19 protein-coding genes and 5 tRNA genes are annotated in these 24646 nt (G+C 38.0%); 5 read left to right on the top strand and 19 right to left on the bottom strand.

Features of this window, described 5'->3' with window-relative positions; all coding sequences use genetic code 11:
• Nucleotides 1-97: 97 nt before the first annotated feature.
• Both M23134_RS18825 and M23134_RS18820 read right to left on the bottom strand, forming a co-directional pair.
• On the bottom strand, nucleotides 98-1573 hold the full coding sequence (locus M23134_RS18825; RefSeq protein WP_002698750.1) for an LptF/LptG family permease: 1476 nt from the start codon (nucleotides 1571-1573) through the stop codon (nucleotides 98-100).
• A 17-nt stretch (nucleotides 1574-1590) separates the two neighbouring features.
• Nucleotides 1591-1980: an START-like domain-containing protein gene (locus tag M23134_RS18820; RefSeq protein WP_002698749.1), complete on the bottom strand. Its 390-nt coding sequence runs from the start codon at nucleotides 1978-1980 to the stop codon at nucleotides 1591-1593.
• A gap of 429 nt (nucleotides 1981-2409) precedes the next feature.
• On the opposite strand from M23134_RS18820, the gene M23134_RS18815 reads away from it, so the two are divergent.
• A tRNA-Met gene (locus tag M23134_RS18815) sits at nucleotides 2410-2483 on the top strand.
• A 452-nt stretch (nucleotides 2484-2935) separates the two neighbouring features.
• Here the strand turns inward: M23134_RS18815 and M23134_RS18810 are convergent.
• The 8 genes from M23134_RS18810 to M23134_RS18770 form a co-directional block, all read right to left on the bottom strand.
• A complete protein-coding gene (locus tag M23134_RS18810) occupies nucleotides 2936-3505 on the bottom strand; it encodes a hypothetical protein (protein ID WP_157558544.1) in 570 nt (189 codons plus the stop codon).
• 1556 nt (nucleotides 3506-5061) lie between these two features.
• The gene (locus M23134_RS18800) at nucleotides 5062-6336 is read right to left on the bottom strand and encodes a murein hydrolase activator EnvC family protein (RefSeq protein ID WP_002698746.1); all 1275 of its coding nucleotides are present in this window, start codon (nucleotides 6334-6336) and stop codon (nucleotides 5062-5064) included.
• A gap of 154 nt (nucleotides 6337-6490) precedes the next feature.
• Entirely contained in the window at nucleotides 6491-7270 is a 780-nt protein-coding gene (locus M23134_RS18795) for a DUF4292 domain-containing protein (protein WP_002698744.1), read from the bottom strand.
• Between the two features lie 86 nt (nucleotides 7271-7356).
• The gene (locus M23134_RS18790) at nucleotides 7357-9075 is read right to left on the bottom strand and encodes a tetratricopeptide repeat protein (protein WP_002698743.1); all 1719 of its coding nucleotides are present in this window, start codon (nucleotides 9073-9075) and stop codon (nucleotides 7357-7359) included.
• 16 nt (nucleotides 9076-9091) lie between these two features.
• Complete coding sequence (locus M23134_RS18785) at nucleotides 9092-10099, bottom strand: sugar phosphate nucleotidyltransferase (protein WP_002698741.1); 1008 nt, start codon at nucleotides 10097-10099, stop codon at nucleotides 9092-9094.
• Between the two features lie 55 nt (nucleotides 10100-10154).
• On the bottom strand, nucleotides 10155-11207 hold the full coding sequence (locus M23134_RS18780; RefSeq protein WP_002698739.1) for a dUTP diphosphatase: 1053 nt from the start codon (nucleotides 11205-11207) through the stop codon (nucleotides 10155-10157).
• Nucleotides 11208-11627: 420 nt separating this feature from the next.
• Nucleotides 11628-12830 carry a chromate efflux transporter gene (gene chrA / locus M23134_RS18775; RefSeq protein WP_002698737.1) on the bottom strand — a complete coding sequence of 401 codons (1203 nt, stop codon included), beginning with the start codon at nucleotides 12828-12830 and terminating at the stop codon, nucleotides 11628-11630.
• A 53-nt stretch (nucleotides 12831-12883) separates the two neighbouring features.
• Nucleotides 12884-13855, bottom strand: a complete 972-nt coding sequence (locus M23134_RS18770) for an isopenicillin N synthase family dioxygenase (protein WP_002698734.1) — start codon at nucleotides 13853-13855, stop codon at nucleotides 12884-12886.
• Nucleotides 13856-14068: 213 nt separating this feature from the next.
• Between M23134_RS18770 and M23134_RS18765 the strand changes: the two genes are divergently transcribed.
• Nucleotides 14069-14566 carry a DinB family protein gene (locus tag M23134_RS18765; protein WP_045113877.1) on the top strand — a complete coding sequence of 166 codons (498 nt, stop codon included), beginning with the start codon at nucleotides 14069-14071 and terminating at the stop codon, nucleotides 14564-14566.
• Nucleotides 14567-15299: 733 nt separating this feature from the next.
• Nucleotides 15300-16727, top strand: coding sequence for a GAF domain-containing SpoIIE family protein phosphatase (locus M23134_RS18755; protein WP_002698731.1), 1428 nt, complete (start codon nucleotides 15300-15302; stop codon nucleotides 16725-16727).
• Nucleotides 16728-16733: 6 nt separating this feature from the next.
• Here M23134_RS18755 and M23134_RS18750 read toward each other — a convergent pair whose 3' ends face one another.
• Nucleotides 16734-18509, bottom strand: a complete 1776-nt coding sequence (locus tag M23134_RS18750; RefSeq protein WP_045113875.1) for an SUMF1/EgtB/PvdO family nonheme iron enzyme — start codon at nucleotides 18507-18509, stop codon at nucleotides 16734-16736.
• Nucleotides 18510-18783: 274 nt separating this feature from the next.
• Here M23134_RS18750 and M23134_RS18745 point away from each other — a divergent pair, with 274 nt between their 5' ends.
• Together M23134_RS18745 and M23134_RS18740 are read left to right on the top strand one after the other, a co-directional pair.
• On the top strand, nucleotides 18784-19980 hold the full coding sequence (locus tag M23134_RS18745; RefSeq protein ID WP_002698727.1) for a sensor histidine kinase: 1197 nt from the start codon (nucleotides 18784-18786) through the stop codon (nucleotides 19978-19980).
• A 67-nt stretch (nucleotides 19981-20047) separates the two neighbouring features.
• Nucleotides 20048-20797: a LytR/AlgR family response regulator transcription factor gene (locus M23134_RS18740; protein WP_002698726.1), complete on the top strand. Its 750-nt coding sequence runs from the start codon at nucleotides 20048-20050 to the stop codon at nucleotides 20795-20797.
• A 291-nt stretch (nucleotides 20798-21088) separates the two neighbouring features.
• Here the strand turns inward: M23134_RS18740 and M23134_RS39935 are convergent, their stop codons facing one another.
• The 8 genes from M23134_RS39935 to M23134_RS18705 form a co-directional block, all read right to left on the bottom strand.
• Nucleotides 21089-21340: a GIY-YIG nuclease family protein gene (locus M23134_RS39935; RefSeq protein ID WP_075164042.1), complete on the bottom strand. Its 252-nt coding sequence runs from the start codon at nucleotides 21338-21340 to the stop codon at nucleotides 21089-21091.
• A 60-nt stretch (nucleotides 21341-21400) separates the two neighbouring features.
• Nucleotides 21401-21475 (bottom strand) — tRNA-Val (locus M23134_RS18735).
• 72 nt (nucleotides 21476-21547) lie between these two features.
• Nucleotides 21548-21622 (bottom strand) — tRNA-Val (locus M23134_RS18730).
• Between the two features lie 40 nt (nucleotides 21623-21662).
• A tRNA-Val gene (locus M23134_RS18725) sits at nucleotides 21663-21737 on the bottom strand.
• 40 nt (nucleotides 21738-21777) lie between these two features.
• Nucleotides 21778-21855 (bottom strand) — tRNA-Val (locus M23134_RS18720).
• A gap of 187 nt (nucleotides 21856-22042) precedes the next feature.
• Entirely contained in the window at nucleotides 22043-23545 is a 1503-nt protein-coding gene (locus M23134_RS18715) for a glycine--tRNA ligase (RefSeq protein WP_002698724.1), read from the bottom strand.
• Between the two features lie 213 nt (nucleotides 23546-23758).
• Nucleotides 23759-23965 (bottom strand): hypothetical protein, encoded by a 207-nt coding sequence (locus M23134_RS18710; RefSeq protein WP_002698721.1) that lies wholly within the window; start codon nucleotides 23963-23965, stop codon nucleotides 23759-23761.
• 173 nt (nucleotides 23966-24138) lie between these two features.
• Nucleotides 24139-24450: a hypothetical protein gene (locus M23134_RS18705; protein ID WP_198145053.1), complete on the bottom strand. Its 312-nt coding sequence runs from the start codon at nucleotides 24448-24450 to the stop codon at nucleotides 24139-24141.
• Nucleotides 24451-24646: the final 196 nt, after the last annotated feature.

Raw genomic sequence — 24646 nt, 5'->3', positions numbered from 1 at the left:
GAGAATCATATAATTCTCTAACTTACAGACTCACAGCAGGTTTTGTAATATTGCGTGATCACAGACTTGTGTTAATTAATTCTTGGTACAGTCTCACTTATGCCTTCACTTCAGACTTTTTCTTGCTTTTAGGTTTGAAGTTTCTGATAAATTTGTCCCAATAAATACGGTACATATCAGCCTCTAAAATCCGTGAATCGTTTTTTGCCTGGCGTAAGAAAAACAAGCCCACCCAAAACAATATGAAGTTTGCCCCCCACATTCCATAGGCTACCGGAACCATTGAGTCTTTTGCCCATTTTTCTCCTGTCATAGAGAGCAGGTAAAAAATAATAAAGAAAATAATAGAGATGATAATGGGCATACCAAGTCCTCCTTTTTTGATGATGGCTCCTAGTGGTGCCCCTATCAAAAACATAATAATACAAGCTACTGCATTGGTATATTTTCGATGTTTTTCAATGGCAAAAATATTACGGTCCTTGATTGTTTGTTGCCATTGTTTGGTACGATTCACTACTACAGTTTTCACATTACTAGCTCGGTTAAAAGCATCTTTGTAAATTACAGCCTGGCTTTTTTTATAGCGTGTTGTATCTAACTCTTTTTTCCAGGTTTTAAGTAAACTGACCACTTTTGTTCCTTCATTAAGCAAAGTATCAATTGTGCGGTCACGCATATGGTACAAATAATAAGGACTGATATATTTTAAAACTCTTGCTTCCAAATCTTTGCGTTTTCTTGTCAAAGAATCAATGTCTTTATTTAGCTCTGTGACATTACGCATGATTTTATTGCTTTTGAAAAGGTTTTTATCAGTGGTATCCATATTAAAAGACTCCAGACTAAAAATCATTTTACTATGCTTAAATTTACTTTTCAAAAACTCTTCGGAAGGGCGGGCACCTTCACGGGTGGGTAGTTCATGGTATCGTACTCCTTTAAACAATTCAAACGCCAAAAAATTTCCTTTATCAAAAGTATACATTTGCCCTGAGTCTGCTAAAATCACTTGTTTGTTGCCCCTACGTCCACTATGATCATAAATAATAACATCTTTAAGTGTACGACCATCAGGAAACTTGTGGTTTACCTTGATGCTGTAGTTAGGAATTCCTCCATAAAAAGCGCCTTCTTTGATATCAAGTGCGGGTTTGGTTTGGCGAATATCATACAATAAGCTGTAGGCATCGAGGTTGGCTTTAGGCACAATGCTATTGTTAAACCAAAAGGACACAACAGCAAAACAGACCACTACCATAAAAAGTGGGGTGAGTACCCTAATAAGTGATATGCCCGAACTTTTCATTGCGGTAAGCTCGTGATGCTCACCTAGGTTGCCAAAGGTAATAAGCGAAGCCAACAATGTTGCCAACGGCAAAACCATAGGAATGATATGAAGACTAAAGTAAAAAACCAGTTCGGCAAACACTAAATAGCTCAAGCCTTTGCCCATAAACTCGTCTAAATACTGTAGCAGCTGTTGTACTAAAAATATAAAGACAAGCACTGATAAGGTAAGTATAAAAGGGCCAAAAAATGATTGTAAAACCAGTTTATCTATTTTCTTCATCTAAATCTGTATTATTTCTAACCTCCTACCACTTCACGAAGGTCAGCCACCAGCCCGTCCCACAAACCATTCAAGTCGTCTTCATCTTCCATTTCTGAGTAGTCAGTTACTTTCAAAAAAGTAGAATCTGTCATCTCGTTGTGTTCTAGCCTAAACTCAATATAGTTGGATTTGCCTTCTTCGTCTGAAATAAATTCAAATTTAACCAATTTGTTGGTACGGTGTGCAACTATACGGGCAAAATGATCTTCGTTGTCCCATACAAAGTTAAAAACTTTCTCCTTGCCTTTCACTTCCACTTTTGTTGCAAACCATTGCTCCAATCCGTTTGCTGTATGGACATAAGAATAAATACGTTTGGGAGAGGCGTGTATTTCATATTCACTAGAAAACTTATACTTTGTCATAGAACATAATTTTGGTGATTGATTATGGGTAAAATGCTATTGAAATATTTGGGCTATTTGTACTTACAAAAGGCTTTTTATTTAGACATAACTCATTGACGATCAAAATATGTGATCACCATACAACGCTCATATTTTCAAAAATGTAGAACGCCTAATATATTGTACAATACACAAATATTTTTGAATTATTCCTAGTTATTTAATAATAAAGTGCGGTCAATCTGTGTATTTTTTTTTATTAAGACAAATTTTAAAGAATTAATTCAATAGGAAAGTTAGACCAAACAAAGTTAATTTACTGATAATAAATCAGTTAAAGCAGGAAATGGTTTGCAAATGCTTTGTTTATAATTAAAAAAAAACTTTTTTTTCATCATTATTTTTGCATTCAATAAAGTAGCTCTTATATTTGCACTCCAATTCAACGGCGAGGTAGCTCAGATGGTTAGAGCGTCGGATTCATAACCCGGAGGTCGGGGGTTCAATTCCCCCCCTCGCCACTATAACATACTAAAACCCTGTAAGTTAACTACTTACAGGGTTTTGTTTTTAGTGCATAAACCAAAATCTGTCACTTCTGTCATTCAGCCTTTTTTCATCCAATAAAGTTAGAGAAGGAGAGCCACTTTTCTGGGCATAAAAAAAGCCCGTTAGTTTCGACAACTAACAAGCTTTTACTACTCTATATTTTTCACAAAAAGCAAGTTGCTTTTTATGGACAAATTCCACTTTGTATTATTCTTGGTTTTCTCGCTTTCCAGATATTTAGAATAAGAAATTATAATCTTGAAAACCTAAAAACACTTACTACATTACCACATTCAGTATAACTATCTTAAAATCAAACAATTATAATTTGCAATAATTTATTGTGGTCTGCATTTTTCACTACATAAACAAAAATATAAACTGCAAAAGGTCAGTAATTAAATTACACTGAGGCTTTTTTATTTTATTCTCCTATTTTTATTAAGTCATCATATAATAGTTTTTTAGGCTCTTGTTTACCTTTTTGCTGGAAAAGACAATATTGATCATCTACCAGAGCAACCACTGTACCAGTAGCTTTTTGATAAAAGGCTTTGCAACCAACATAAAAACCTCTAATATTTCGACTTTTTCCTTGCACGCCATACACATCACCACTTGCCACAAAACTTACATCTTCAGAGCCTAACTTGCCACCTGTACTAACAAATATTTCTATGTTTTCCACATATACACCTCCTGGTACACTCTCGATTACATTATTGATTGCTTGCTCTACGTTATTGCCTTTAAGTTTTTCATAGCTTTCAAGAATATTTCTCTTGGTTTTCTGCTTTGTTCGAGGGTTTTCCAGCCCCTTTACCTGACTCTCATCAAACCCAGCCGATTTAGCAAGCATTTTGTATTTTTTGTTAAAACTAACATTTTTAGTGGACGCCAATGTAAGTCTACCTGTACTTTGTAAATGAACTCTTTCGAGCACACAGCTAGACAGTAATGCTGTAATCACTGCTAGAAAGTAAAATTTTCTCATTGTATTAAATTTTGTAGTTAAAAACTAGAAACTAAGTATTTTTACGGTTTGGTTTATTCTTATTTTGTTCTTTAAGGGAAATGGGAACGCCATTGTCGCAGGTGGTAGCGAGTTATGGCAACATCCTCCTTTTATCTTTATGGTCTGTTTACTGCTGACTTTACTTTAGCTGCAAAACCTTCTATCGATTTTTCTCTTTTACTTAAAGGTTCAAACATGATTTTTAAAAATTAATCTGTTATAATTATTATACCTTGGAGCTTGTTTAAAACTACCCAAAAGGCAGAATCATGGGTCAGGCTTGGCTCATAGCTCCAAACTTTACCCGAAGGATTCCACAATCATTACCTCAAAGTTTGACGCATTTAAGTTGAAAATTCATCATAAAATCTTTTGTAAACGACCGTTTTAAACAAGTTCCTAGCCTGTAGTCGTTAAGGAAGGCGATTAAGACGCAAAAGTGATCAAAAAAAATATTTTTATAGGATCAATAATGATTTGAATCAGCAATGGAATGACTTAACTAGGAACCGCTATATGCCACATTACAGTCAGCTTTCTAGTAAGGGAAAAACGAAGGCTAAACGGTATGATTTTGCTTGTTCACCTCCACTCGCTGGTAACAGGCTTACTACATCTTATTAGAACCAGGAATATTAACACATAATAGTCCAACATTAAAGTGGGCATGGAGGCTATCTAATATTCAAGGTTTTTGTTTTTCGTAAACAAAAGAGTGTTAACTGTTTCATTATAAGTGCTAACTAAGGTGAATTTTAATAAGTATATATACGATATACAATATTGAGATCACATTTTTTTAAAAACAGCGACTTTGTTTACCTCTCAAAACATTGATAATCAGATAAGTAAATTCCTTAGGTTTACTTTTAAGCAAATCTCAGGATTATTATACACGGTTTAAGGTGGTCTTACCGCTTTCAGTCGGTTGTGGCTAGGCTTAGAAGTCAATCACCAGAGAACAAGCCTATTCATTAAATGGCTTTTGAAGCAAGTAAAAGATGCCTCAATAGAAAAAGCAGCTCTTCTTCTTGAGACCAATGGCTTGTCAAGCTATGCAAGTCAATCTCTCAAGGTATTCCGAAGCAAAGAACTAGGAAAGGCTCGTCAAAAATGGCAAACAGGGTAAGATTTAGTAGTACTGTAAGTCATTAAAGGTTATAAAGGAAAACGCTTTGCATTTAGCGGTGCCAATAAAGTCAAACTAGCCACAGATACTTGGCAACAGCTGGTTAAGTATGTTCAAAAATTTATCAATACAGCTTATATTAAGCAACATAACGCTACCCTTAGAAGGCATTTGGCCTATTTGATGAGAGTAGCACAAAAACTTAAGACTAAACTAGGGTTGGTTGAATCTCTTCTGTGGTTGAAACTATCAGTGTACAATTATGCAACTTATCACCAAAATTTGGCCTATAAAAAAACAAAAGTGCCACCTGCTATAAAAGCAGATATCAGTGGTTGTAAATTTTACACTTTAATATTTTCGCTAAAAACATTACGTATTTTAACTTACCCGCTTAACTGATACACTACCTTCTCAACCAATGTATTGGGTTAAGCAATTTGCTGTTTTGCCATATTTGGAACTGTAGCTGAGATACACCTCCTTTACTGGTAAATACTTTTCCTATGACCTGCCCGGTTTTTACCACGTTTCCAGGTCTTACCCTTACATTTTTCATTTTAGCATATACAGTAAAGTAGTTACCATGTTGAATCATTACTACTTTGCCCACCATTCCTGGAATAGTAGCTACTGTAGATACTTTACCTTGGTATACAGTCCTCACCAATGCTCCCTTTTTGGCCTGAATGTCTACACCTCGGCTTTCTATTTTTACATCTTTAAACACAGGGTGTTTATGCGTACCAAATCCACGTACTATCACTCCTGATACGGGGTATTTTAAACGTCCTTTTTGTCGGGAAAAATTTTGGGCATTTTTTTTACCCGAAGCACTCAACTTTACTGTAGGGGCACTCTTACGACCAGTACCCACTCTGCCTTTGCGCCGAGTACCTGTGCTTGATCTACTTCTACCTCTCACTACATGGGTAATTAAGCGATTTAATTTACTCACACTACGACGGCTATAACGAATATCGCGACGTAATTTTTTTTCTTTGGTAACTAATTTTTTGATAAACGCCTTTTCTTTTTTTTCAAGGCTTCGTAGCGTATCTCCTTCTGAGAGTTTATTTGCCAACAATGTTTGTTTTTGTGACACAGTTTGCTTCAAAACATTTCGCTGATTCAACATACTGATTTTGAGCGCACGAATTTTATTCGCTTGTTTTTTACGCACCTTAGTGTATTGTTTTAAATACTGAATACGCCCATATAGTTGATTGATATTGCGAGAGGAAAACAACAGGCTGAGGTGGTTATAATTATAGTTAGCTTTGGCGTATACATGCAGCATACGTGCATAAGCGAACTTTAAACCATTTAGCTTTTTTTCTGAGACTTTAATTTTCTCCTCCAGTTTTGAGATATCAACCTCTGTTAGCTTTATTTCGGCCTTAAGTTCACTTACCAAGCTCTCTTGTGCTTTTATCTGTTCTCTTATAATTTTGAGCTGTCCTATGTGGTTACTCTTCTCTGAACTGACACTTTTTAAGCTCGATATTTTATTTTTCAGGTATTTTAATTTTTGCTTTTTTTGCCTGACTAATTGCGTTTTTCGGCGCTTGCCTTTTTGACTATAGCCTTGCCAATGGTTAGTAAATAACAAAACCAATGCAGCTGCTACTCCCAGGAATAGCAGGTATGCCTTTTTACGGAAAAAGTGTCTCAAAGCCATTATTCTCAAAATAGATTTTTACTCCAGGGTTTTCCTGGGTTTTATTCAAAGCAAGAGTTTGTAAAAACCCAATTTAGCACAAAATAAAAACCCTGACAAATGCCACTTGTTTCAAATCAGGGTTTTGTCAGGGCTTCTGTATAATAGTATGCTTTTATTCTCTTTTATATTTTTTAGATACTCTAAAAGGAAACTTTACTTCTTCATCGGTGAATTCTACTTTTAGGTATTTTATAGATACTGAGGTAATCAGGTTCTGCTTTTTTTGTTTTGACTTGTATTTTACAGTGATCGAGCTCTTTCCTGGAAAAACCTTGTCATTATAAGCGGCATAATCTTCATATACCATTCGCAACGAATTGTTGGTAATGATGTCAGTTAATAAGACTTGTTCGAGTTTACGGTTTCTGTTATTGACATAGTTTTCTATGTCTATATGCTTTCTTTTTTGCTTAATCAACCAATACTTCTCATTTTGTACTATCTTACTTTTAGTGGCTCCTCTGAAAGGCATATTACCTAATATCATGGATTGTAAAAGGTCGAAGTTTATATCAAAGTTAAAGTTTTTGCTCAATGTCGTAAAATCTGACACCTGGTAAACCTTTTTCATTCTATCCAATACATAAATAGAGTCACGGGTAATCATTCCTCTGAGTCCTTCAAAACCTGTTTTACTCACAGACACCCATATTAAGCTGTCTTTTTTCAAACGCAAACGAACTTTAGCTTTTACGTCACGTTCGGCATCATGAAAGTGTAATTTAAACTTAGATTTGAGGTAAGTAAACTTGGTTTCTTTTGCTAAAACACTGTCTATAGGCGTGTTTTTATGGCGGGTGGTTAAAGCTGTTTTATTGCTTTTGCATGAAAATAATATACAACTAAATAACGCAATAAACCCTAATGAATAGTTTTTTTTAGTGATATACATGGTATTCTTTAATGATGAAAAATAAGGCAGGGCTGCACTGTCTTTCAGTAAGTATCAAGCAAAAACCCTCACGCTGCTTTATCTAATTACTCATATAGTTTTTTATCGGCGATCTTCTTATCTATAAACTGTGATGTGCCTCCCAACTCTTTTGCTTTCTGCCACTGTTCGATAGCCTTAGCAGTGTTGCCCAACTTGAACAAAACATCGCCATAATGCTCATAAGTGGTCCCTTCTGGTGATTTTTCTAGTGATTTCTCTAAATACTTTTGCGCGTTTTTATAGTCTTTAGCTACATATAACACCCATCCATAAGTATCTAAATAGGTGGCATCATTGGGGTTGTTTTTTACCAGTCTTGCTGCCATTTTTTTAGCCTTATCAAGGTTTTGTTTTCTTAACGCCAGGAAATAACTATAGTTGTTTAGTGTATAAGCGTGATTAGCATTTTGCTTCAGCACCTCTTCATAATAACCAAAAGATTTTTCATATTGTTTAAGCCCATTATAGGCATCTCCTAAACGAGCATTAAATTCATTTAATAAATCTTTGTTATTAAAGCTTAGTCTTTTCCCCTCTTCCAGTGCTCCGGAGGCCTCTTCAAACTGATTAGTGCTTAATAATGCAGTACCATTGTATAGCCAAAACAAGGCATAGTTTGGGAAAGTTTCCAGGGCTTCTTCTGAGTGTACAACCAAACTATCCATCATGTTCAGGTCAGACTCAAGCACTAGTACTTGGGTCCACACCTGCAACACAGAATTATCTTTGCGAGCAGCTTTGATATAATACTTTAATGCTTCTTTCTTCTTTCCCTGTACTGCCAACATATCAGCATATATGGTGTTTGCCTGCGCTTGTTCGGGGTGCATTTCTACTACAGTTTTTGCCAACAACACCAACTCGTTTGACACTTTTATCTTATCCCCTTGTTGTGCATACTGAACCAACAATTTCACTTTTTCATCGCCATTGATTTCAGGGTCGGCAAATGCTCTTTTGAGTTGGTTAATGGCTTTTGCTTCTTCTCCTTTGCTTTTATAAATACTGGCAAGCAACAAATACACTCTTGGGTCAGTGTCTTTTTTCTGTTTTTCTATTTCTTCCAACAATGGAAGTGCTTCATTCAGTTTGTTGTTAGTCACCAACAGCTCGGCAAGTGCTACTACATAGCGGGTTTCTTCTGGCGCAAAGCTTACCAGTTTTTTTCCCTCTTCTATGGCTTTGTTAAATTTGCCTTGCTGGAGATATATCTTTTGTTTGGCATAGATCACATCCTCTGATAGCCCAAAAGATTTTTCGAGCGTTTCATACGCTTCAATGGCCTCATCATAATCTTTTTGTAAAAGGTGCAACTCTGCCAAATGATAGTTGTAAGACGCTGCCCCTTTTATATTGTTCATCAGCTTTTTATATACTTTAGTAGCCGCCTTGTACTTAAACTGGGCTTTGTATATTTCTGCCAGCAACTCATAATGATATTTATTGTTTTCATCAAATTTCAACGCACTTTGAGCGTGATTTTCGGCTTTACCGAGTTGCTTTAGTTTAAAGTGACAAGTAGCTATTTTGTATTGAATACCCGCATTTTTGGTTTTGATGTCAGCTGCCTTTTCAAAGTTTTCTAATGCAGTATCGTACTTGCCTAAGATATAAAACTTCATACCTTCGGTAAAGTAAAAATCGGTTTCTACATCTTTGCGTCCTACTGATGATTTGCCCCCTTGTGCACTTACCTGGCACAAGCTCAGGAGCACGAGTGCCATACCCAATACAATAAGTTTATAAAAAGCTTGAATGTTCATAGTTATATTATGGTTATTATTCTTTTAATTGATTATAGTCGCCAATACTCGCATCGGCTGCTTTACCTTTATAAGATACATGACTGCCAATCATTGAATTGGCCATGTTGGCATCTACAATTTCAGAAGCATCCTGAACAATAGAGTTCTTAATAACAGTATTTAACACTTTAGAGTTGCCACCTATAGAAACGTGTGGGCCAAGTACACTGTTATGAATTTCAACATTTTGTCCTATATATACGGGAGGAATGATCACAGAATTGACAATTTTGGCCGACTCATCTACCAGTTGTTGGTCTTGGATATACTCCAGGTAACGTTGGTTGGTATGCACTGTAGCATCTTTGTTTCCACAATCGAGCCATTCACTTACTTGTCCAGGCTGAAACTTCACTCCTTTCGACTTCATGTTTTCCAGCGCATCAGTAATTTGATACTCTCCCCGGTCTTTGATGTCATTATCGATCAAATATTGCATTTCGTCTCTAAGAACAGCTCCATCTTTGAAATAATAAATACCAATGATTGCCAGATCAGAAACAAAGGTTTTTGGTTTTTCTACAAAGTCGGTAATATAACCATTTCCATCTATTTTTACCACTCCAAATGCTGATGGGTCTTCTACCTTTTGTGTCCATATAATGGCTTCAGCGTTGCTATCAAGCGTAAAGTCTGCTTTAAATAATGTATCAGCAAAAGCTACTACAACATTGCCATTAAAATAGTCTTTGGCGCACAATAAAGCGTGTGCTGTCCCCAGTTTTTCGGTTTGGTAACAAATGGCTCCTTTAGCACCTACTGAGTCAGCTATTTGCAGCAATTGTTTTTCTACTGCCTCGCCAAAATCAGCTCCAATAATAAAGGCGATTTCGGTTACTTTTTGCCCACAAACCTTTACTATGTCTTCCACCAGACGGTGAACAATGGGTTTTCCTGCGATAGGGATCAAAGGTTTGGGTACTGTAAGGGTATGAGGGCGCAAGCGAGTGCCACGGCCAGCCATTGGAATAATAATTTTCATAATTTAATGTCTCGTTTAATTTCTGTCTGTTTTTAATGTATTTGTTATGAGGGCATTACGTGTTGGTACTCCCAAAGCCACCTTCACCTCTGGCGGTTTCGTCAAAATCTTCTACCTGTTGCCACTGTACATGTACAATAGGTCGGGGAATAATTTGCACTATACGGGCAGGTAAGTCTAAATCAGGCATTTTAACATCTACTTTTCGTAAAGGTACAAGGACATTCCCAGTATAAGTTCGGTCAATCACACCTACACTGTTTGCCAGCATGTAGCCAGTTTTAGAAATAGAACTACGGGGCACCAAGTCAAAATACCAACCATAGCCAGGTTGTACTTTGATACCAGTATCAAAAAACGTAACATCCCCTACCTCTTTTACCTTTTTTACCAACGTAAGGTCATATCCACTATCCGAAACCCGCTCTTTGAACGGAGGTACCGCGTCAGCAAGTGCTTTTACCCACTTAAAGGGATATTTTTCACTTATTTTAGCAGTAAACCCAGGCACCAAAGCACAAAGCCTGGCATATATTTCCTGGTTGGCTTCCAGCCCATAAGAGGCATGGTCATATAGGTTGCCTAAAAAATCGAGGGCATTGTTTCTTTGCAAATTAAGCGTAAATAGTTCTCCTGTATTGGTTACTTCGGCGGGTATTTTACAAAAAGCTTTGATGTCATATAGCAGATTTTCAGAACGAGTAGTAAGTGTAAACTCTATAGTATCCAGGTTAATATTGCCGTAAGCATCAAACACCCCACGAATAAAACTCCACTGCAAGAACTTATGTTCGATAGCAGGTAATTTAGCTGTGGTCAGGTACTGATCTTCAACTGATACTTGTAGCCACTGGCAAACGCTCTGTGCTATTTTGTCTGACTCAAGTTTAAGATATGCCTGGCGACCCGTGTTAGCATCTTCTATTTCGCCTATGGGCAACTCCTTGTCTATAATACTACGCAACACTTCCAGCATACGTACTTGCTGATAAGCTACTCTTAACTCTACCTGGTGTTGATCAACTATTCCATTCGCAGCGATCCACCCCAAACAATACGCTTTCCCTTCAGTATCTATATCGCTAAAAAAGTTGTTAGCTAAACTCATAAATTATATTGGTTGTTATTTGCTTTCAAGTATTCAAACTGTTGTTTTGGTTAAAAAACGAGGCAATTTAGTAAGTATAGAAATAAAAACACAAAGCATTGAGAGGGTTCTCCTCTAAACAACCCAGAAAGCCTACACAATAGTCCATAGTATTTAGTCGATAGTCCATAGCCGATTCGAGTAAATGTTCACCTTGTTAAATACTGTAAACCAGTATCTTACTTTAAGATTGCGTACTCACTTTATTTTTGAAAGTGTTTCGGTTTTACGCCTAAACACCCAATTAAATAGTTTTTAAATTCATAAATAACTGATAACCAACAACCAACTTTGACTAAAATCACTGCAGAGCATTGCTACAGTAACCCCACTTAAATATGGGTCATCACTGCTCAAAATAAGTGGTCACATCGCACTATATCAGAAAATAAACCCGGCAAGCAAGCCACATAAAATAATCCAGGGTGGTTTTACTTTAGTAAAAGTAAGTATAAGAAAAGCAGCAACTACCAAAGTCATGTTAAGGTAATTGTGGGCTCCGGTGACCACAGGGGTAAGCAATAATAAGGCTGCTGCTATTACCAAACCAGAGCTTGCCGCATGAATACCTTCTAATGAAGCCTTGACAATGCGGAACTTTTTGAGCTGTTCCCAAAAACGAATGACAAAAAAGATAAGGAAAGTACCAGGTAAAAATATGCCTGCTGCTGCAATAAATGCCCCCCAGATTTCACCGCCAACTCCGGCTCCTGCTTCTCGCATAGACAAGGCACCTATAAACGACACAAACGAAAATACAGGGCCAGGCACACACTGAGCCAAACCAAAACCAGATAAAAACTCTTGTTCGCTAAGGTAAGCTTTAAACTCTACAAACTCAGTAAACAGCACTGGAATAAGCACTTGCCCACCTCCAAAGATAAAGCTACCGTTACGGTAAAAGTTTTCAAACAGTCTCACCCATAAAGGAGTATTATTAATACCTACTACCAAAATACCTAAACCTACAATGAGCATTACTCCAAGGTACAGTAAAAAATTTGCCCATTCAATTTTAAGTGGTTCGGGTTGTTCTTTGGGCTGGTGCTTGAACTTACGAAGCGCGGTAACCATCCCCCCTACTACCACTACTACAGGAAATACAAATGGAGATTTGAATGTATAAGCACAAGCAGCTGATACGATTAATAGCACTACCCCGGTTTTGGTATTGACTACCATGCGGGTAATGCGATAGGCAGCATAACAAACCAGCCCTACTGCTAAGGGTTGGACAAACCGGAGAAAGTCCAGAGAAAAACTCTGGTGATGAAAGTAGGATATGGTAATGCCCAATACAGTCATAATGATCATAGCAGGTAACGACCAGATCAACAAAGTAAGATAAGCCAGACTGGGTCCTCCTATTTTGAACCCTAGAGCTACTATAGTTTGTGTAGAGGTAGGCCCTGGCAAAATCTGACATAAAGCGTTGAGTTCTAAAAACTCTTTCTCTTTGAGATATCCTCTTTTTTTGACAAACATGTCAATGAACAGGGCTATGTGCACTTGTGGACCTCCAAACGCAGCAATGGAGAGCCAGGCAACATCTCGTAAAAATATGTAATACCTGATTCTTTTCATTCTAAAATGTAGAAACCACTGCTTTTGATGCAGTGGTTTCGTTCCCCATTTGTTTATTTTTTCAAACCTATTTCTCGTAAACGTTCTTCTAAGAACTGCCCCGCAGTCATGTCTTCATACTGTTTGGGGTTGTTCTCGTTTATACAACTTTCCAGACAAGTTAAATCCATATCGGAACGAGGATGCATAAAAAACGGAATAGAATAACGTGATGTATGCAATAGTTCTTTGGGTGGATTTACTACCCGGTGAACAGTTGACTTAAGCCTATTGTTTGTCAAGCGCTCAAGCATATCCCCTACATTTACCACAATCTGATCGGGCAATGCAGTTACCGAAATCCATTGATTATCTTTTCGCAAAATCTGAAGACCATCAGCGCTTGCTCCCATCAATAAAGTAATGAGGTTAATATCGCCGTGTGCAGCTGCTCTTACTGCATCATCAGGCACTTCGTCGGTATTGGTAATAGGATAATAGTGAATAGCACGTAAAATACTATTGCCGTTATGTACTCTACTCTCAAAGTAATCTTCCTTTAAATCAAGGTAAATCGCCAATGCTCTCAACATTTGTCTTCCTGCTGCTTCCAGTGTTTGGTAGGCAGTAAGAGTGTTCTCTTTAAAAATAGGAATCTCCTTAGGAAAAACGTTGTCAGGGTACTCGCTTTTGATAGGGTCTCCATCGGTTACCTCCTGACCTACATGATAAAACTCCTTCAGGTCACCTGTACTTCGCCCTTTAGCATGCTCTTTGCCTTTGCCTACATAACCGCGCTGCCCTGACAAACCTTCAATTTCATACTGTTGCTTTACCTCTTGTGGTTGAGCAAAAAACTCCTTCACACTGGCATAAAGCTGTTCAGTGAGTTCATCTGTAAGCCCATGGTTTTTTATAGCTACAAAGCCTATATTGTTATAAGCTTCCCCCAAATCTTTTACAAACTGAGCCTTTTTAGATGCATCGCCTGATGTAAAATCGGCTAAATCTAAAGAAGGGATTTCGTCATAAAGCTTTTCGCTCATATACAGTAAGTTTATGTTTTTTATATGTAACTTCTATTGTTAAACAAAATTAAGACTTTGTAGGGAATAATGGCAATTATGTAGAATTATTGAATAAAATGGAAAGGTTCTGTGTTAAAAAATAACATACAATTAATCATTGCCTTATTTTTTAGTCTAAAAATGAATTTTATATACTGATACAAACTATTTTTTATACAAACTACAGTGGCAATGAAACAAAGCACCGCAGCTAAATTACTTCAAGATAAAATACTTGACAAAATACTTGCTCAATTGTTGAATCTACCTAACCAGGTTCAAAGTCAAGCACTTGCACCAGGCAAATGGTCGCCTATACAAATTATGGGTCACCTGATAGATTCTGCAACTTATAACAGCCAAAGGTTTATCAAAGCACAATGGAGAGATGACCTTATTTTTGAAGCATACCCTCAAAAGGCTTTAGTTGACACACAACGTTTTCAGGAAAGTAACTGGAGAGATGTAATCGAACTATGGTATTGGTATAATATACACATTTGCCATATCATTCGACATATTCCAAATAATGCCTGGAACAAAGACCGAGAACCACATAGTATGGCTACAGAAAAGGCTGAAGTTAGCTTAAGTGACTTAGTGTTAGATTATGTAGTGCACCTGGAGCATCACCTTCAACAAATTTTCCCTGACTATGTACGCCAAATCAACCCTGAACAAACCCAGTAGATCAGGTTTACAAAACGAGAATTAAGTAGACTTACTTAAATACAATTCTCATTAACTTCTTATTTGATTGATTACTCTAATTGTTTAAGTTATAGGCACGACTCATTCAGCTTCTCCTGATACTTAATTAGATGCACTGATGTTTTTTCAATCTATCCCAAACTTTGGTAGTCATTAAACTATCACTTAGAGTTAAGGAACGTGATCGCAATAACTGTCCGGTTTAGAACATATTAGCTTCGCAGAGCTTGAACTTCGTTCTGCGGTTCTCTTTACTGACTTTCGTTACCCCGGCAGTTCCGCCGGGACTATGAGCTTTTATTGTCCGTGGTACCGTCCCACGGTCTGGCTCAACATCCCCCGGATGTTGCCTTGCCCGCAAACCGATAGCTGCAGCTTTGCTGCGCTGAGCTCTGCCAAAGGCTAAAAGTGCCTCAGTCAGCCTTGAGTTTATGACCTCAATCTCGACACTTATTTTGAACATGTTCCTAAGCTATTGGAAGAGTTACACAAAAGCATTCTTAAATTATTGCATATTAAAGTAAGATACTTATAGTCACAAACAATAGGTTAGTGTAAACGATTATAAAATAACTTATAGTTTTATTTTCATAAGAATAATTATTGCGTATCAACCATAAAAACGAACTGTAATGAACATTACTGACAAAAATCAGTTTGCAAACAGTAAACAAAGCACTACTTCATTCAGACCAAAACTTTAGATAGTTCTATGCAAATATTAACCAACCAACCTACCGATGAAATTTCGGCTAATGACTTGTTTTTCTATAAAAACTGGGCTCGTTTTGCTCGTATTATGCAGATACAAAGTGGGCAGGACAGCGAAAACTGGGCTAATCATGTTTTACAACACCTTATACCCTTTGTAGAAGGTTTTCAAGCGACCTTTTATCTCAAAAACATTGAAGATGAAGAGGTTCAACTAGAAAGCTTTCGTTTTATAGGTGGTTATGCCATAGAGACTGACCAGGTGAAGGACATCATATATTTAGGCGAAGATACTATAGGGTTGGTAGCCAAAAGTAAAGAGAAATCGTACATTACCTCTCAGGAAAAGGAACCCGTTTTTAAAGCTGTCAACACTACGCTATTAATTCCTCTATATAGCATACTTACTTTACCTATTATTTATCAAAAAGAAGTGTATGGGGTGTTAGAAATATTGTTTCATAAACCCCCAATGCAACAATTTCTCGATTTTTTGGATAAAATCAATAACAATATCGGGGCGAACCTTTGCTTATTGCTCAAAGATGAAAAAATTAGGCTGCAAAATAAAGATCTCAACCATCAACTCAGGCAAACTCGTAATCACCTGATCATTTCGGAGGAGTTTCGTAAACTACACGGCAGCCTGACGGAAAGCGTGGAGTACGCACAAAATATCCAAAATGCGATTTTGCCTGGTAAATCAAGCTTTGGCAAATTGTTCCAAGACTACTTTATCATTTATAAACCCAAAGACATTGTTTCAGGAGATTTCTACTGGATGGTACAAACAATTAATCGTGATAAAGAAAACGAAAAACTCTCAAAAACAATTTTTCTGGCAGTGGTAGATTGTACAGGGCATGGGGTGCCAGGTGCTTTTATGAGCATGATTGGTACTATGCTGCTCAATGAGATCGTCAGTAGAAAAGGCATAGATAGCCCAGCCCGTATCTTAAAAATGATGCACATTGGTGTAAGGGCTGCCCTTAAGCAGTCTGAGGGGCAAAACAAAGACGGAATGGATATTTGCTTTTGCAAAATAAAGCCCCAGGATGATGGCCAACAGGAAGTAACTTTTGCTGGGGCAAAGCGCCCTTTGTACTATTCAGAAGATAATCAATTATTTAAAAAACCTGGTACCCGTAGAAGCATTGGTGGTGACTCACAAACAAGGAGTGAACCATTTGTAAATCATACGATTATGCTTTCTACAGGAGATAAACTATTTTTATCCACTGATGGTTTCAAAGATGTGGCAAGTCCCAAACGCCGAAATTTTGGCCAGCAACGCCTTGAGCTATTGCTACAACAAGGCTTGGAGGATACCCTGCAAGCACACCGTGAATTGTTGTTAACTCGCCTCAAACAACACCAACAAGATGCTCAGCAAAGAGATGATATAACTCTTATAGGGGTTCAACTATAACTTTTACTACCTTCCACGCCATATCCACACATCGGTGTAAGTAGTTTTAAGTTTTTGTTTGGCTATTACTGCCAACTGCCTGGTTTGGTAGCCTGCATCAAAAGCTACTCTGAGGCGTCGTTGGCTTTGCAACAGACGGGCATTCGCAAAACCAGCTTGCCTTAGGTGCTGTAGCTTTTGTTGTGCACTGGCAAGGTGGGTATAGCTTCCTGCAATAAGATAGTACCTGCCCGATATAGTTTTGGTAGAGGTTTGCGGGGGGCTGGTATGCCTTGTTTTGTCATACTGGTGCAATGAGGTTGGCTTGGGCGCTTTAATACGTTGTTTTATTTGCTCCCAATCGTGGTAAATCATTGCACCAGCATTTTGCATGGGTTCATCTGCTTCAAACCTTATGCCTGCTACATCTTTAAAGACTCTGGCAATGGTATATAGCCACACATCGCTCTCGTAGCCCACATACACCATATGAAAGTCGTATAGGTTTTCGCGGGCAGCCGCATAGTAAATATTGCGTCTAATGCCATAACAAAATGCTTGAAAAGCTGCCTTGAGGTTACGGTATTTGCGGTTTAGCTTACCTGGCATAGCCTGATAGGTAGGTAAACCGTTAACCATCAACCTGTTTTGCCAATGAAAAGCCATAGGGTTGTTATACCAACGCGGAAACGAGCAACTTCCCAACCCGCTCTCACTTACCATAATCGCCGTTAGAAATAAGGGATTTATGTTGTGTTGCCGGGTCACTGACACTATAGCCTTCGCCATTTGTAAAGGAGTTATTTTAGGCTGAGCATCTACTTGCTCTAGAAAGTACAAAGATTGAGGGAAGTAATCGCCTAAAAAAGTTGCCAAACGCTGGGTAAACTTTGTACCATAGTAATCTATTCGTAATGGTTGATTATAGTGCGAGGTTTGGTATTGATAAAATTTACGCTGGGTTGTTTTTTGAGCAGTACTGTCTCGTTTCGATATGCCATAGGCTGGACGAACACAACGAAAACCAATATCAAAATTATAGTTGCTGGGCGCCGAAAAAGACCTATAGTTTATTTGCAGGTACTTTGGGTTTATACTTCCCCAACTTCCTCCTTTGAGCACTTTAGTTCGGTTGGTGGTGTGCCAGTCATTGCACCAATGCCAAACATTGCCACTCATTCCTCCAATTCCAAAATCATTTTTAGGCAACTCGTTTACTTTAGCCAAGCGCCACCACTTACCGGTTTTCACCCCTCGTTCGTTGTCATAATTTGCCTTTGTTGGGTCAAAACGACTGCCCCACGGGTAGGCTCTTTTACCTTTACCCCCTTGGGCAGCTGTCATAAACTCTGACTCAAAAGGCAAACGATAGCCTTCAGATTCCTTGTTGAGCCTCCAACCTGGGTACCCCCACACATCTAACTTACCAGAAGGCACATAGGCAGGAGGTAGCCCCTCCATCTTACTACGCCAATTGCAGTAGTCTATAGCGTGGTACCAATTAATCCCAGTGACAGGCTGCAGGCTTTTGTTATAGGTGGCTTCATCCCAATAGGCAGCAATGGTTCCTCCAGCTTGTACATACTTCCTAAAATCCTGATAAGTTACTGGAGTAACATCTATATAAAACTCATGACCGGCAACTTCGGTGGGCACAAGCACCATTTTTTTGAGTCCTGTATATTCTTTGGGTAAATCTTCAAACGATTTTGCTTTTTTACTAACCGACGAACAAGCTCCAAGTATTGCCAACAAGCAACACCAGCTGATGGTGTTTTTGATATATAGCCAAGTTAACCTCATTATGCAAAACTAAAAGGTTTTAGCAAAAGTACAACTCCTGAGGCTTTGATTATCACTAGATTAAGGCAAGGTGCCAAGGTATTTTATGTACCACTGTTCAGGTAGGGTAACTCCCGAATGCATTTGGTGGGGTAGTTATACCACTGAGGGGTTTTAAAAGGTTAAAGAGAACTCATTTTGAGCGGTTGGTCTAAAAACTGGCTGGTAACAAAACCTTTTTCTTAAAAAACGATTAGTTTTGTTATAACAATATTCGGTATACTGCATCTAAACTATGACATTTAATCTATTACCAAAGTATAAATCTAACCATCAACGGTTATTACTGCATGTACTGTTCTGGGTAAGCTATGTCTTATTCTTTACCATACTTTGGGGCAGTTATGATGACCACTATTACCGCGAACTAAAAGTGCAAATTTTGCTGTTACCAGGCAGAATGTTAATTGTCTATTTCAACTTATACTTTCTACTACCTCGTTTTTTACTAAAAAAACGCTACCTCAGTTATGTTCTTTGGCTTATTCCTACCTCCATGCTGATAGGTATGCTTAGTCGTTCCTTAATTTTTTACTTTTACTACCCTATTTATAACCCTGGGTTTATTAAAACAACATATTTGACTACTGAAGTAATTGTTCAGTATATGATACCAGCACATATAAGCAACCTATGGTCGGTATTCAAAGTGATTAAATATGCTGTGGGGTTCAACACAGTACTATTGCTTACTACCGGGGTTAAAATCCTCAAGTTTTGGTACAAAGATAAACAAGCAGCAAAATTGCTGGAAAAGGAAAAGTTAGAAGCTGAGCTCAAGTTTTTGAAAGGACAAATTCACCCACATTTTTTGTTTAACACGCTCAATAACTTGTATGCGCTTACGCTAAAAAAAGACGAACATGCCCCCGAAATAGTGCTTAAGCTGTCAGACTTGATGAATTATATGCTATATGACACCAACACACAATATATAGACATAGAGAAGGAAATTAACTACATAAAAAACTACATCGCGCTTGAAAAAATCCGCTATGGCAATCGGGTAGATATTTCTTTTAATATAGCTGGGCAAGTGGCAGGCAACAAGATAGCCCCTATGCTGATACTGCCTTTTGTAGAAAACAGCTTTAAACATGGGGTAAGTGGAGAGATTGATCATGCCTGGATTACGATAGATTTACTATTACAGGGCAATCAAATGACACTGAAAGTGGAAAACAGCAAAAGTACTGAATACATAAAACGCTCGCAAAGAGAATACGCCAGTGGTATAGGTTTGGTAAATGTAAAGCGCCGTCTGGATTTATTGTATACTGATCAATACGAACTGAAGGTGTTTGATGAAGAACCATCTACTTACCTGGTTGTACTTAAACTTACACTAGAGTCGTCATTTGTGGCATTTGATTCGGTAAAACCTCAAGGTGATCAGGAACAAATATCCCCTCAAAAACCAGTGAAAAACTAAGACTATTTCTATCTATAAAACACCACTCACACCCCGTATTGGTGGCAAATAACCCAAAAGAAAAGATATGGCTAACTTAAAATGTTTGATTGTAGACGATGAACCGCTTGCCTTGGATATTCTGGAAACATACATTCAGCGTATAGACAGTCTTGAACTGGTGGCACGATGTAACAATGCTATAGAGGCATTTAACCTGATTCAACAAAAAGAGATAGATTTGCTTTTTTTGGATATACAAATGCCTAAACTTACTGGCATCGATTTCTTAAAAAATATCAATAACCCACCTAAAGTAGTTTTCACTACTGCTTACCGTGATTATGCATTGGAAGGCTACGAATTAGACGCCGTTGACTACTTGTTGAAACCTATTTCGTTTGAACGCTTTTTGAGGGCAGTAAACAAAGTTTCACAAATGAACAACCCTACGCCAACAGTTGCCACAATACCCACAACGAGTACCATAGATAATTCAGGGTATGACCAGGCTTTTATTTACCTGAAGGCAGATAAGAAAATGATTAAGTTTTTACTAAAAGATATTTTGTATATCGAAAGCCTGAAGGATTATGTAAGAGTAAAAACTGCTCACAAAGAAGTAGTGGCGTATCAAAAAATAAGTTATTTGGAAGAGAAACTGCCCGAAAACAAGTTTTTAAGGGTACATCGTTCTTTTATTGTGGCAATAGACAAGGTAGAGGCTTTTTCGGCTACAACCATAGAGATTAATGGTAAAGAGATTCCTATTGGACGAAATTATAAAAATGTAGTGCTCAAGGTACTTAATCAGAATAACTTACTGGGAGAAAGTTAACACAAGTGCACTCAATGTTTTATTTGTTCTTTTATCAGTAAATATAAAACTTGTAGCATAGAATAGGGTAAAAAAGGGGCATTCTATCCTACTTATCCATCTCATACTACCAGACATACCGCGTATCACGATGGCACATAAAAAAGCCACTTCATATATATGAAGTGGCTTTTTTAGTGAACCCTGTTCCGATAACGCATCAGAACGAACTTTGGTTGTATGGTGGACCCTGTTCCGATAGCGTATCGGAACTACTTCTGCTTGTAAGACAGGCGCTCCGAACCAACTGAGTTAAGACTGACCTAATATTAAATGATCTAAATACTTTCTTGATTTCTTTGCTTTGATAGCACGTTCACGCACCATTGCCTCGCTACGAGTCTCATACACTTCTGAGTATTTCAATTCCCAAGGAATGCCAGGTTTAGTTGCACGACTACCGCCAGAATTATGGCGAGCCAAACGTGAGGATAGATTTTGGGTAAAACCAACATAATACCTGTCTAAAGAAGGAGAGTAAAGGATATATACATAAAAATTCATCGCATCAAATCTTAAGCATAAAAAAAGCTACTTCATATATGAAGTAGCTTGTGTTTTTTGTGGACCCTGCTGGATTCGAACCAGCGACCCTCTGCTTGTAAGGCAGATGCTCTGAACCAACTGAGCTAAGGATCCAATATCCTTTTGTTTGCATTGTTGTTTGAGCCCTATTCCAATATAGAATCAGAACGAACTCTATTTGTATTGTGGACCCTGCTGGATTCGAACCAGCGACCCTCTGCTTGTAAGGCAGATGCTCTGAACCAACTGAGCTAAGGATCCATTATTCCTTGTGTTTGTGTTGCTGTTTGAAGTTTTTATGTGGACCCTGCTGGATTCGAACCAGCGACCCTCTGCTTGTAAGGCAGATGCTCTGAACCAACTGAGCTAAGGATCCAATATCCTTTTGTTTGCGTTGCTGTTTGAAGTTTTTTATGTGGAGCCTGTTCCGATAGCACATCGGAACGACTTCTGCTTGTAAGGCAGATGCTCTGAACCAAATGAGCTAAGGATCCAATATCCTTTTAATTTAAAGAAATAATCTTTTTATAAATTCCCACATTTAACTATTCTTTATTCATTAATTGGGAGTGCAAAGGTACATTCTTTTTTATAATCTGCAAAAAAAATATCGCTTTTTTGAAAAAAAATGCAGGCAGTTAAAATGAAGGGTAACTGCCTGCAAACAAGAAGTTTTGAAGCTTATATAAGCTTGTCAAAAATATTTCTCAATGAGACCTCTTTGTTGATCATTGCGTGCAAATCTTCAATTTTCACTCGCTTCTGTTCGGTAGTATCACGCTCACGTACTGTAACTGTATTGTCTTCTTTGGTTTGATGATCTACAGTAATACAGAATGGTGTTCCAATCATGTCTTGACGGGTATATAATTTACCAATGGCTCCGCGTTCTTCATAGATTGTTTTGAAGTCGTGACGCAAGTCATTGAAAATACCTTTGGCTATTTCTGGCAAACCATCTTTGCGTAATAATGGAAAAACAGCCACCTTGTTTGGAGCCAGTGCTGGGTGTATTTTTAAGAAAGTGCGTGTTTTGGCATTTCCTTTAGCATCTATCCCTTCAGCGGTGGTGAGCGAGTTAGACAATACTGCCAAAAACAAACGATCTAAACCAATAGAGGTTTCTACTACATAAGGAATGTATTTACGTTTGTCTTTGTCTTCTATGGTGTCGTCTACGTACTGGATTTTAGTTTTTGAGAACTCTGCGTGTTTGCTCAGGTCAAAGTCGGTACGTGAATGGATGCCTTCCAGTTCTTTGAAACCGATCGGAAACTCAAACTCAATATCAGCTGCTGCATTGGCATAATGTGCCAACTTAATATGGTCATGGTAACGTAGTTTTTCGGCAGGTAAACCAATTGCCTGTAAAAACTTCATACGAGTTTCTTTCCAGTGGTCATACCACTGCATTTCTTCACCAGGGCGTACAAAGTATTGCATTTCCATTTGCTCAAATTCGCGCATACGAAATACAAATTGGCGCGCTACAATCTCGTTTCTGAAAGCTTTTCCTATTTGGGCTATACCAAAAGGGATTTGCTGGCGACTGGTTTTTTGTACATTCATAAAGTTTACAAAAATACCTTGTGCCGTTTCAGGACGTAAATATATCTTATTAGACTCGTCTGCCACTGACCCTATTTCGGTAGAAAACATGAGGTTAAACTGGCGTACTTCTGTCCAGTTGTCAGTACCAGAGATGGCACATTTGATACCTTCACTAATGAGTAGCTCACGTAAGCCATCCATATCTTCCACATCCATTAGCCTGCCCAACTCCTGCTCTAGGGCACCAGCTTTGGCAGTATCGCCCGCCTTGCGGTACTCATTGGCTTTGTCTTCCAGCAACACATCTACCCTGTAGCGTTTGTTAGAGTCTTTGTTGTCAACCATAGGGTCGCTGAAACTGTCAACGTGCCCTGACGCTTTCCAGGTAGTAGGATGCATAAAAATGGCCGCATCTATTCCTACCACATTCTGATTAAACTGGGTCATGGCTTTCCACCAGACCTCTTTTAAGTTTTTCTTTAGCTCTGCTCCGTTCGACCCATAGTCATATACGGCTTGCAAGCCTCCGTAAATCTCACTGGAGGGAAAAATAAACCCATACTCTTTTGCGTGAGAAATAATAGGTTGTAATGGGTTATCTAAACCCTTGTTTTTTTTATTTTTCTGTGCCATAACGCGGCAAAGGTAAAAACCTGTTTGAAAACTATAAAGATTTGTGACTGAAAGTTTTAGGTTTTTATTTTAAAAACAGTGAATGCCTTGAAAAATTAAGGAGGGAAGGCAAGAAGCTTTATCATAAGTTTCTTTTTTAGAAAAAAAATCCCTGGCGGATCATATTTGCCAGGGATTTATCTTCACTACATTTTTTGCAAGCAAACAGCTTATTTATAGTCCCGAATATCCACAAAGTTTGCGAATGATTCTCTTTATTATTGCTACCATTTCCACATCACCATTTGCAATAGCTTGCTCCAAATCGGCTTGCAGTAGCTCGCATCTGGCTGGACCAAACCCACCTAAAATATTCCCAGCTTGTTTGATTGAGATTTTTGCATCCTGAAAGGTTACAAATTGTTGTTTTTTAGTTGGCATATTTTGTCTTCTTAAAGGTTGTTCTTTGATAAATTATCCATTTTAATTGGCATCATTTGAAAGGCTACTTTACGTCGCGAACATCACTTAGCCCCAAAATCAACGCATTTAAGATTGGTCACGAAATTTCCAGGTTTCATAAAACCCCTGCAGTAGGTTTTATTCGGGTGAACCTATAGACGTCCTGGATGCCCACAAATACGACGAATAGCACCCATGAGCGTTCTAGCTCTCTCCATATCACCTGCTGCAATTGCAGCTTCCAAGTCATCTTCCAACCTTTGGCAGTGGCCATCAGAACCAGTACCAGCCCCTCCTAAGATATGCTGTGCTGCTTTATTTGAAACTTTTACTTCTTGAAACTTTACGAATGTTTGTTTTTTACTAAACATGTTTTGTGTATTTATATTTGGTGAATGATTCATTATCCACTGTTGTTTGCAGTGATTAACTTCGTTGCAATGATAGGCTATATTATCCAGCAAAATTTATAAAATAGATAAGTAACATTATAACAAGGTTATAAGTCAAGTTTGGGCTGACGTACTCCACTGATCAAGCAAGAACTGTAGAATACCTGATAAAAACAGCATTTAGGCTATATGAGCCTACCCGTACAAAGCATCTGATACTAAGAAAAAGTAAACTTTTAGATTCTTTCAATGACTGATCAAAATATCT

The organism is Microscilla marina ATCC 23134 (assembly GCF_000169175.1).
GTDB classification, from domain to species: Bacteria; Bacteroidota; Bacteroidia; order Cytophagales; family Microscillaceae; genus Microscilla; species Microscilla marina.
Note: the sequence above shows the minus strand (reverse complement) of the source record. Positions and strands in the feature narration are given on the sequence as shown.

What these genes read in the sequence shown, in the direction of transcription:
- M23134_RS18820 (WP_002698749.1), bottom strand. Translation starts at nt 1,980, where the DNA reads ATGACAAAGTATAAGTTTTCTAGTGAATATGAAATACACGCCTCTCCC.
- M23134_RS18800 (WP_002698746.1), bottom strand. Translation starts at nt 6,336, where the DNA reads ATGGCTTTGAGACACTTTTTCCGTAAAAAGGCATACCTGCTATTCCTG.
- M23134_RS18755 (WP_002698731.1), top strand. Translation starts at nt 15,300, where the DNA reads ATGCAAATATTAACCAACCAACCTACCGATGAAATTTCGGCTAATGAC.
- M23134_RS18795 (WP_002698744.1), bottom strand. Translation starts at nt 7,270, where the DNA reads ATGTATATCACTAAAAAAAACTATTCATTAGGGTTTATTGCGTTATTT.
- chrA (WP_002698737.1), bottom strand. Translation starts at nt 12,830, where the DNA reads ATGAAAAGAATCAGGTATTACATATTTTTACGAGATGTTGCCTGGCTC.
- M23134_RS18765 (WP_045113877.1), top strand. Translation starts at nt 14,069, where the DNA reads ATGAAACAAAGCACCGCAGCTAAATTACTTCAAGATAAAATACTTGAC.
- M23134_RS39935 (WP_075164042.1), bottom strand. Translation starts at nt 21,340, where the DNA reads ATGAATTTTTATGTATATATCCTTTACTCTCCTTCTTTAGACAGGTAT.
- M23134_RS18740 (WP_002698726.1), top strand. Translation starts at nt 20,048, where the DNA reads ATGGCTAACTTAAAATGTTTGATTGTAGACGATGAACCGCTTGCCTTG.
- M23134_RS18810 (WP_157558544.1), bottom strand. Translation starts at nt 3,505, where the DNA reads ATGAGAAAATTTTACTTTCTAGCAGTGATTACAGCATTACTGTCTAGC.
- M23134_RS18780 (WP_002698739.1), bottom strand. Translation starts at nt 11,207, where the DNA reads ATGAGTTTAGCTAACAACTTTTTTAGCGATATAGATACTGAAGGGAAA.
- M23134_RS18770 (WP_002698734.1), bottom strand. Translation starts at nt 13,855, where the DNA reads ATGAGCGAAAAGCTTTATGACGAAATCCCTTCTTTAGATTTAGCCGAT.
- M23134_RS18750 (WP_045113875.1), bottom strand. Translation starts at nt 18,509, where the DNA reads ATGAGGTTAACTTGGCTATATATCAAAAACACCATCAGCTGGTGTTGC.
- M23134_RS18825 (WP_002698750.1), bottom strand. Translation starts at nt 1,573, where the DNA reads ATGAAGAAAATAGATAAACTGGTTTTACAATCATTTTTTGGCCCTTTT.
- M23134_RS18715 (WP_002698724.1), bottom strand. Translation starts at nt 23,545, where the DNA reads ATGGCACAGAAAAATAAAAAAAACAAGGGTTTAGATAACCCATTACAA.
- M23134_RS18790 (WP_002698743.1), bottom strand. Translation starts at nt 9,075, where the DNA reads ATGAACATTCAAGCTTTTTATAAACTTATTGTATTGGGTATGGCACTC.
- M23134_RS18710 (WP_002698721.1), bottom strand. Translation starts at nt 23,965, where the DNA reads ATGCCAACTAAAAAACAACAATTTGTAACCTTTCAGGATGCAAAAATC.
- M23134_RS18785 (WP_002698741.1), bottom strand. Translation starts at nt 10,099, where the DNA reads ATGAAAATTATTATTCCAATGGCTGGCCGTGGCACTCGCTTGCGCCCT.
- M23134_RS18745 (WP_002698727.1), top strand. Translation starts at nt 18,784, where the DNA reads ATGACATTTAATCTATTACCAAAGTATAAATCTAACCATCAACGGTTA.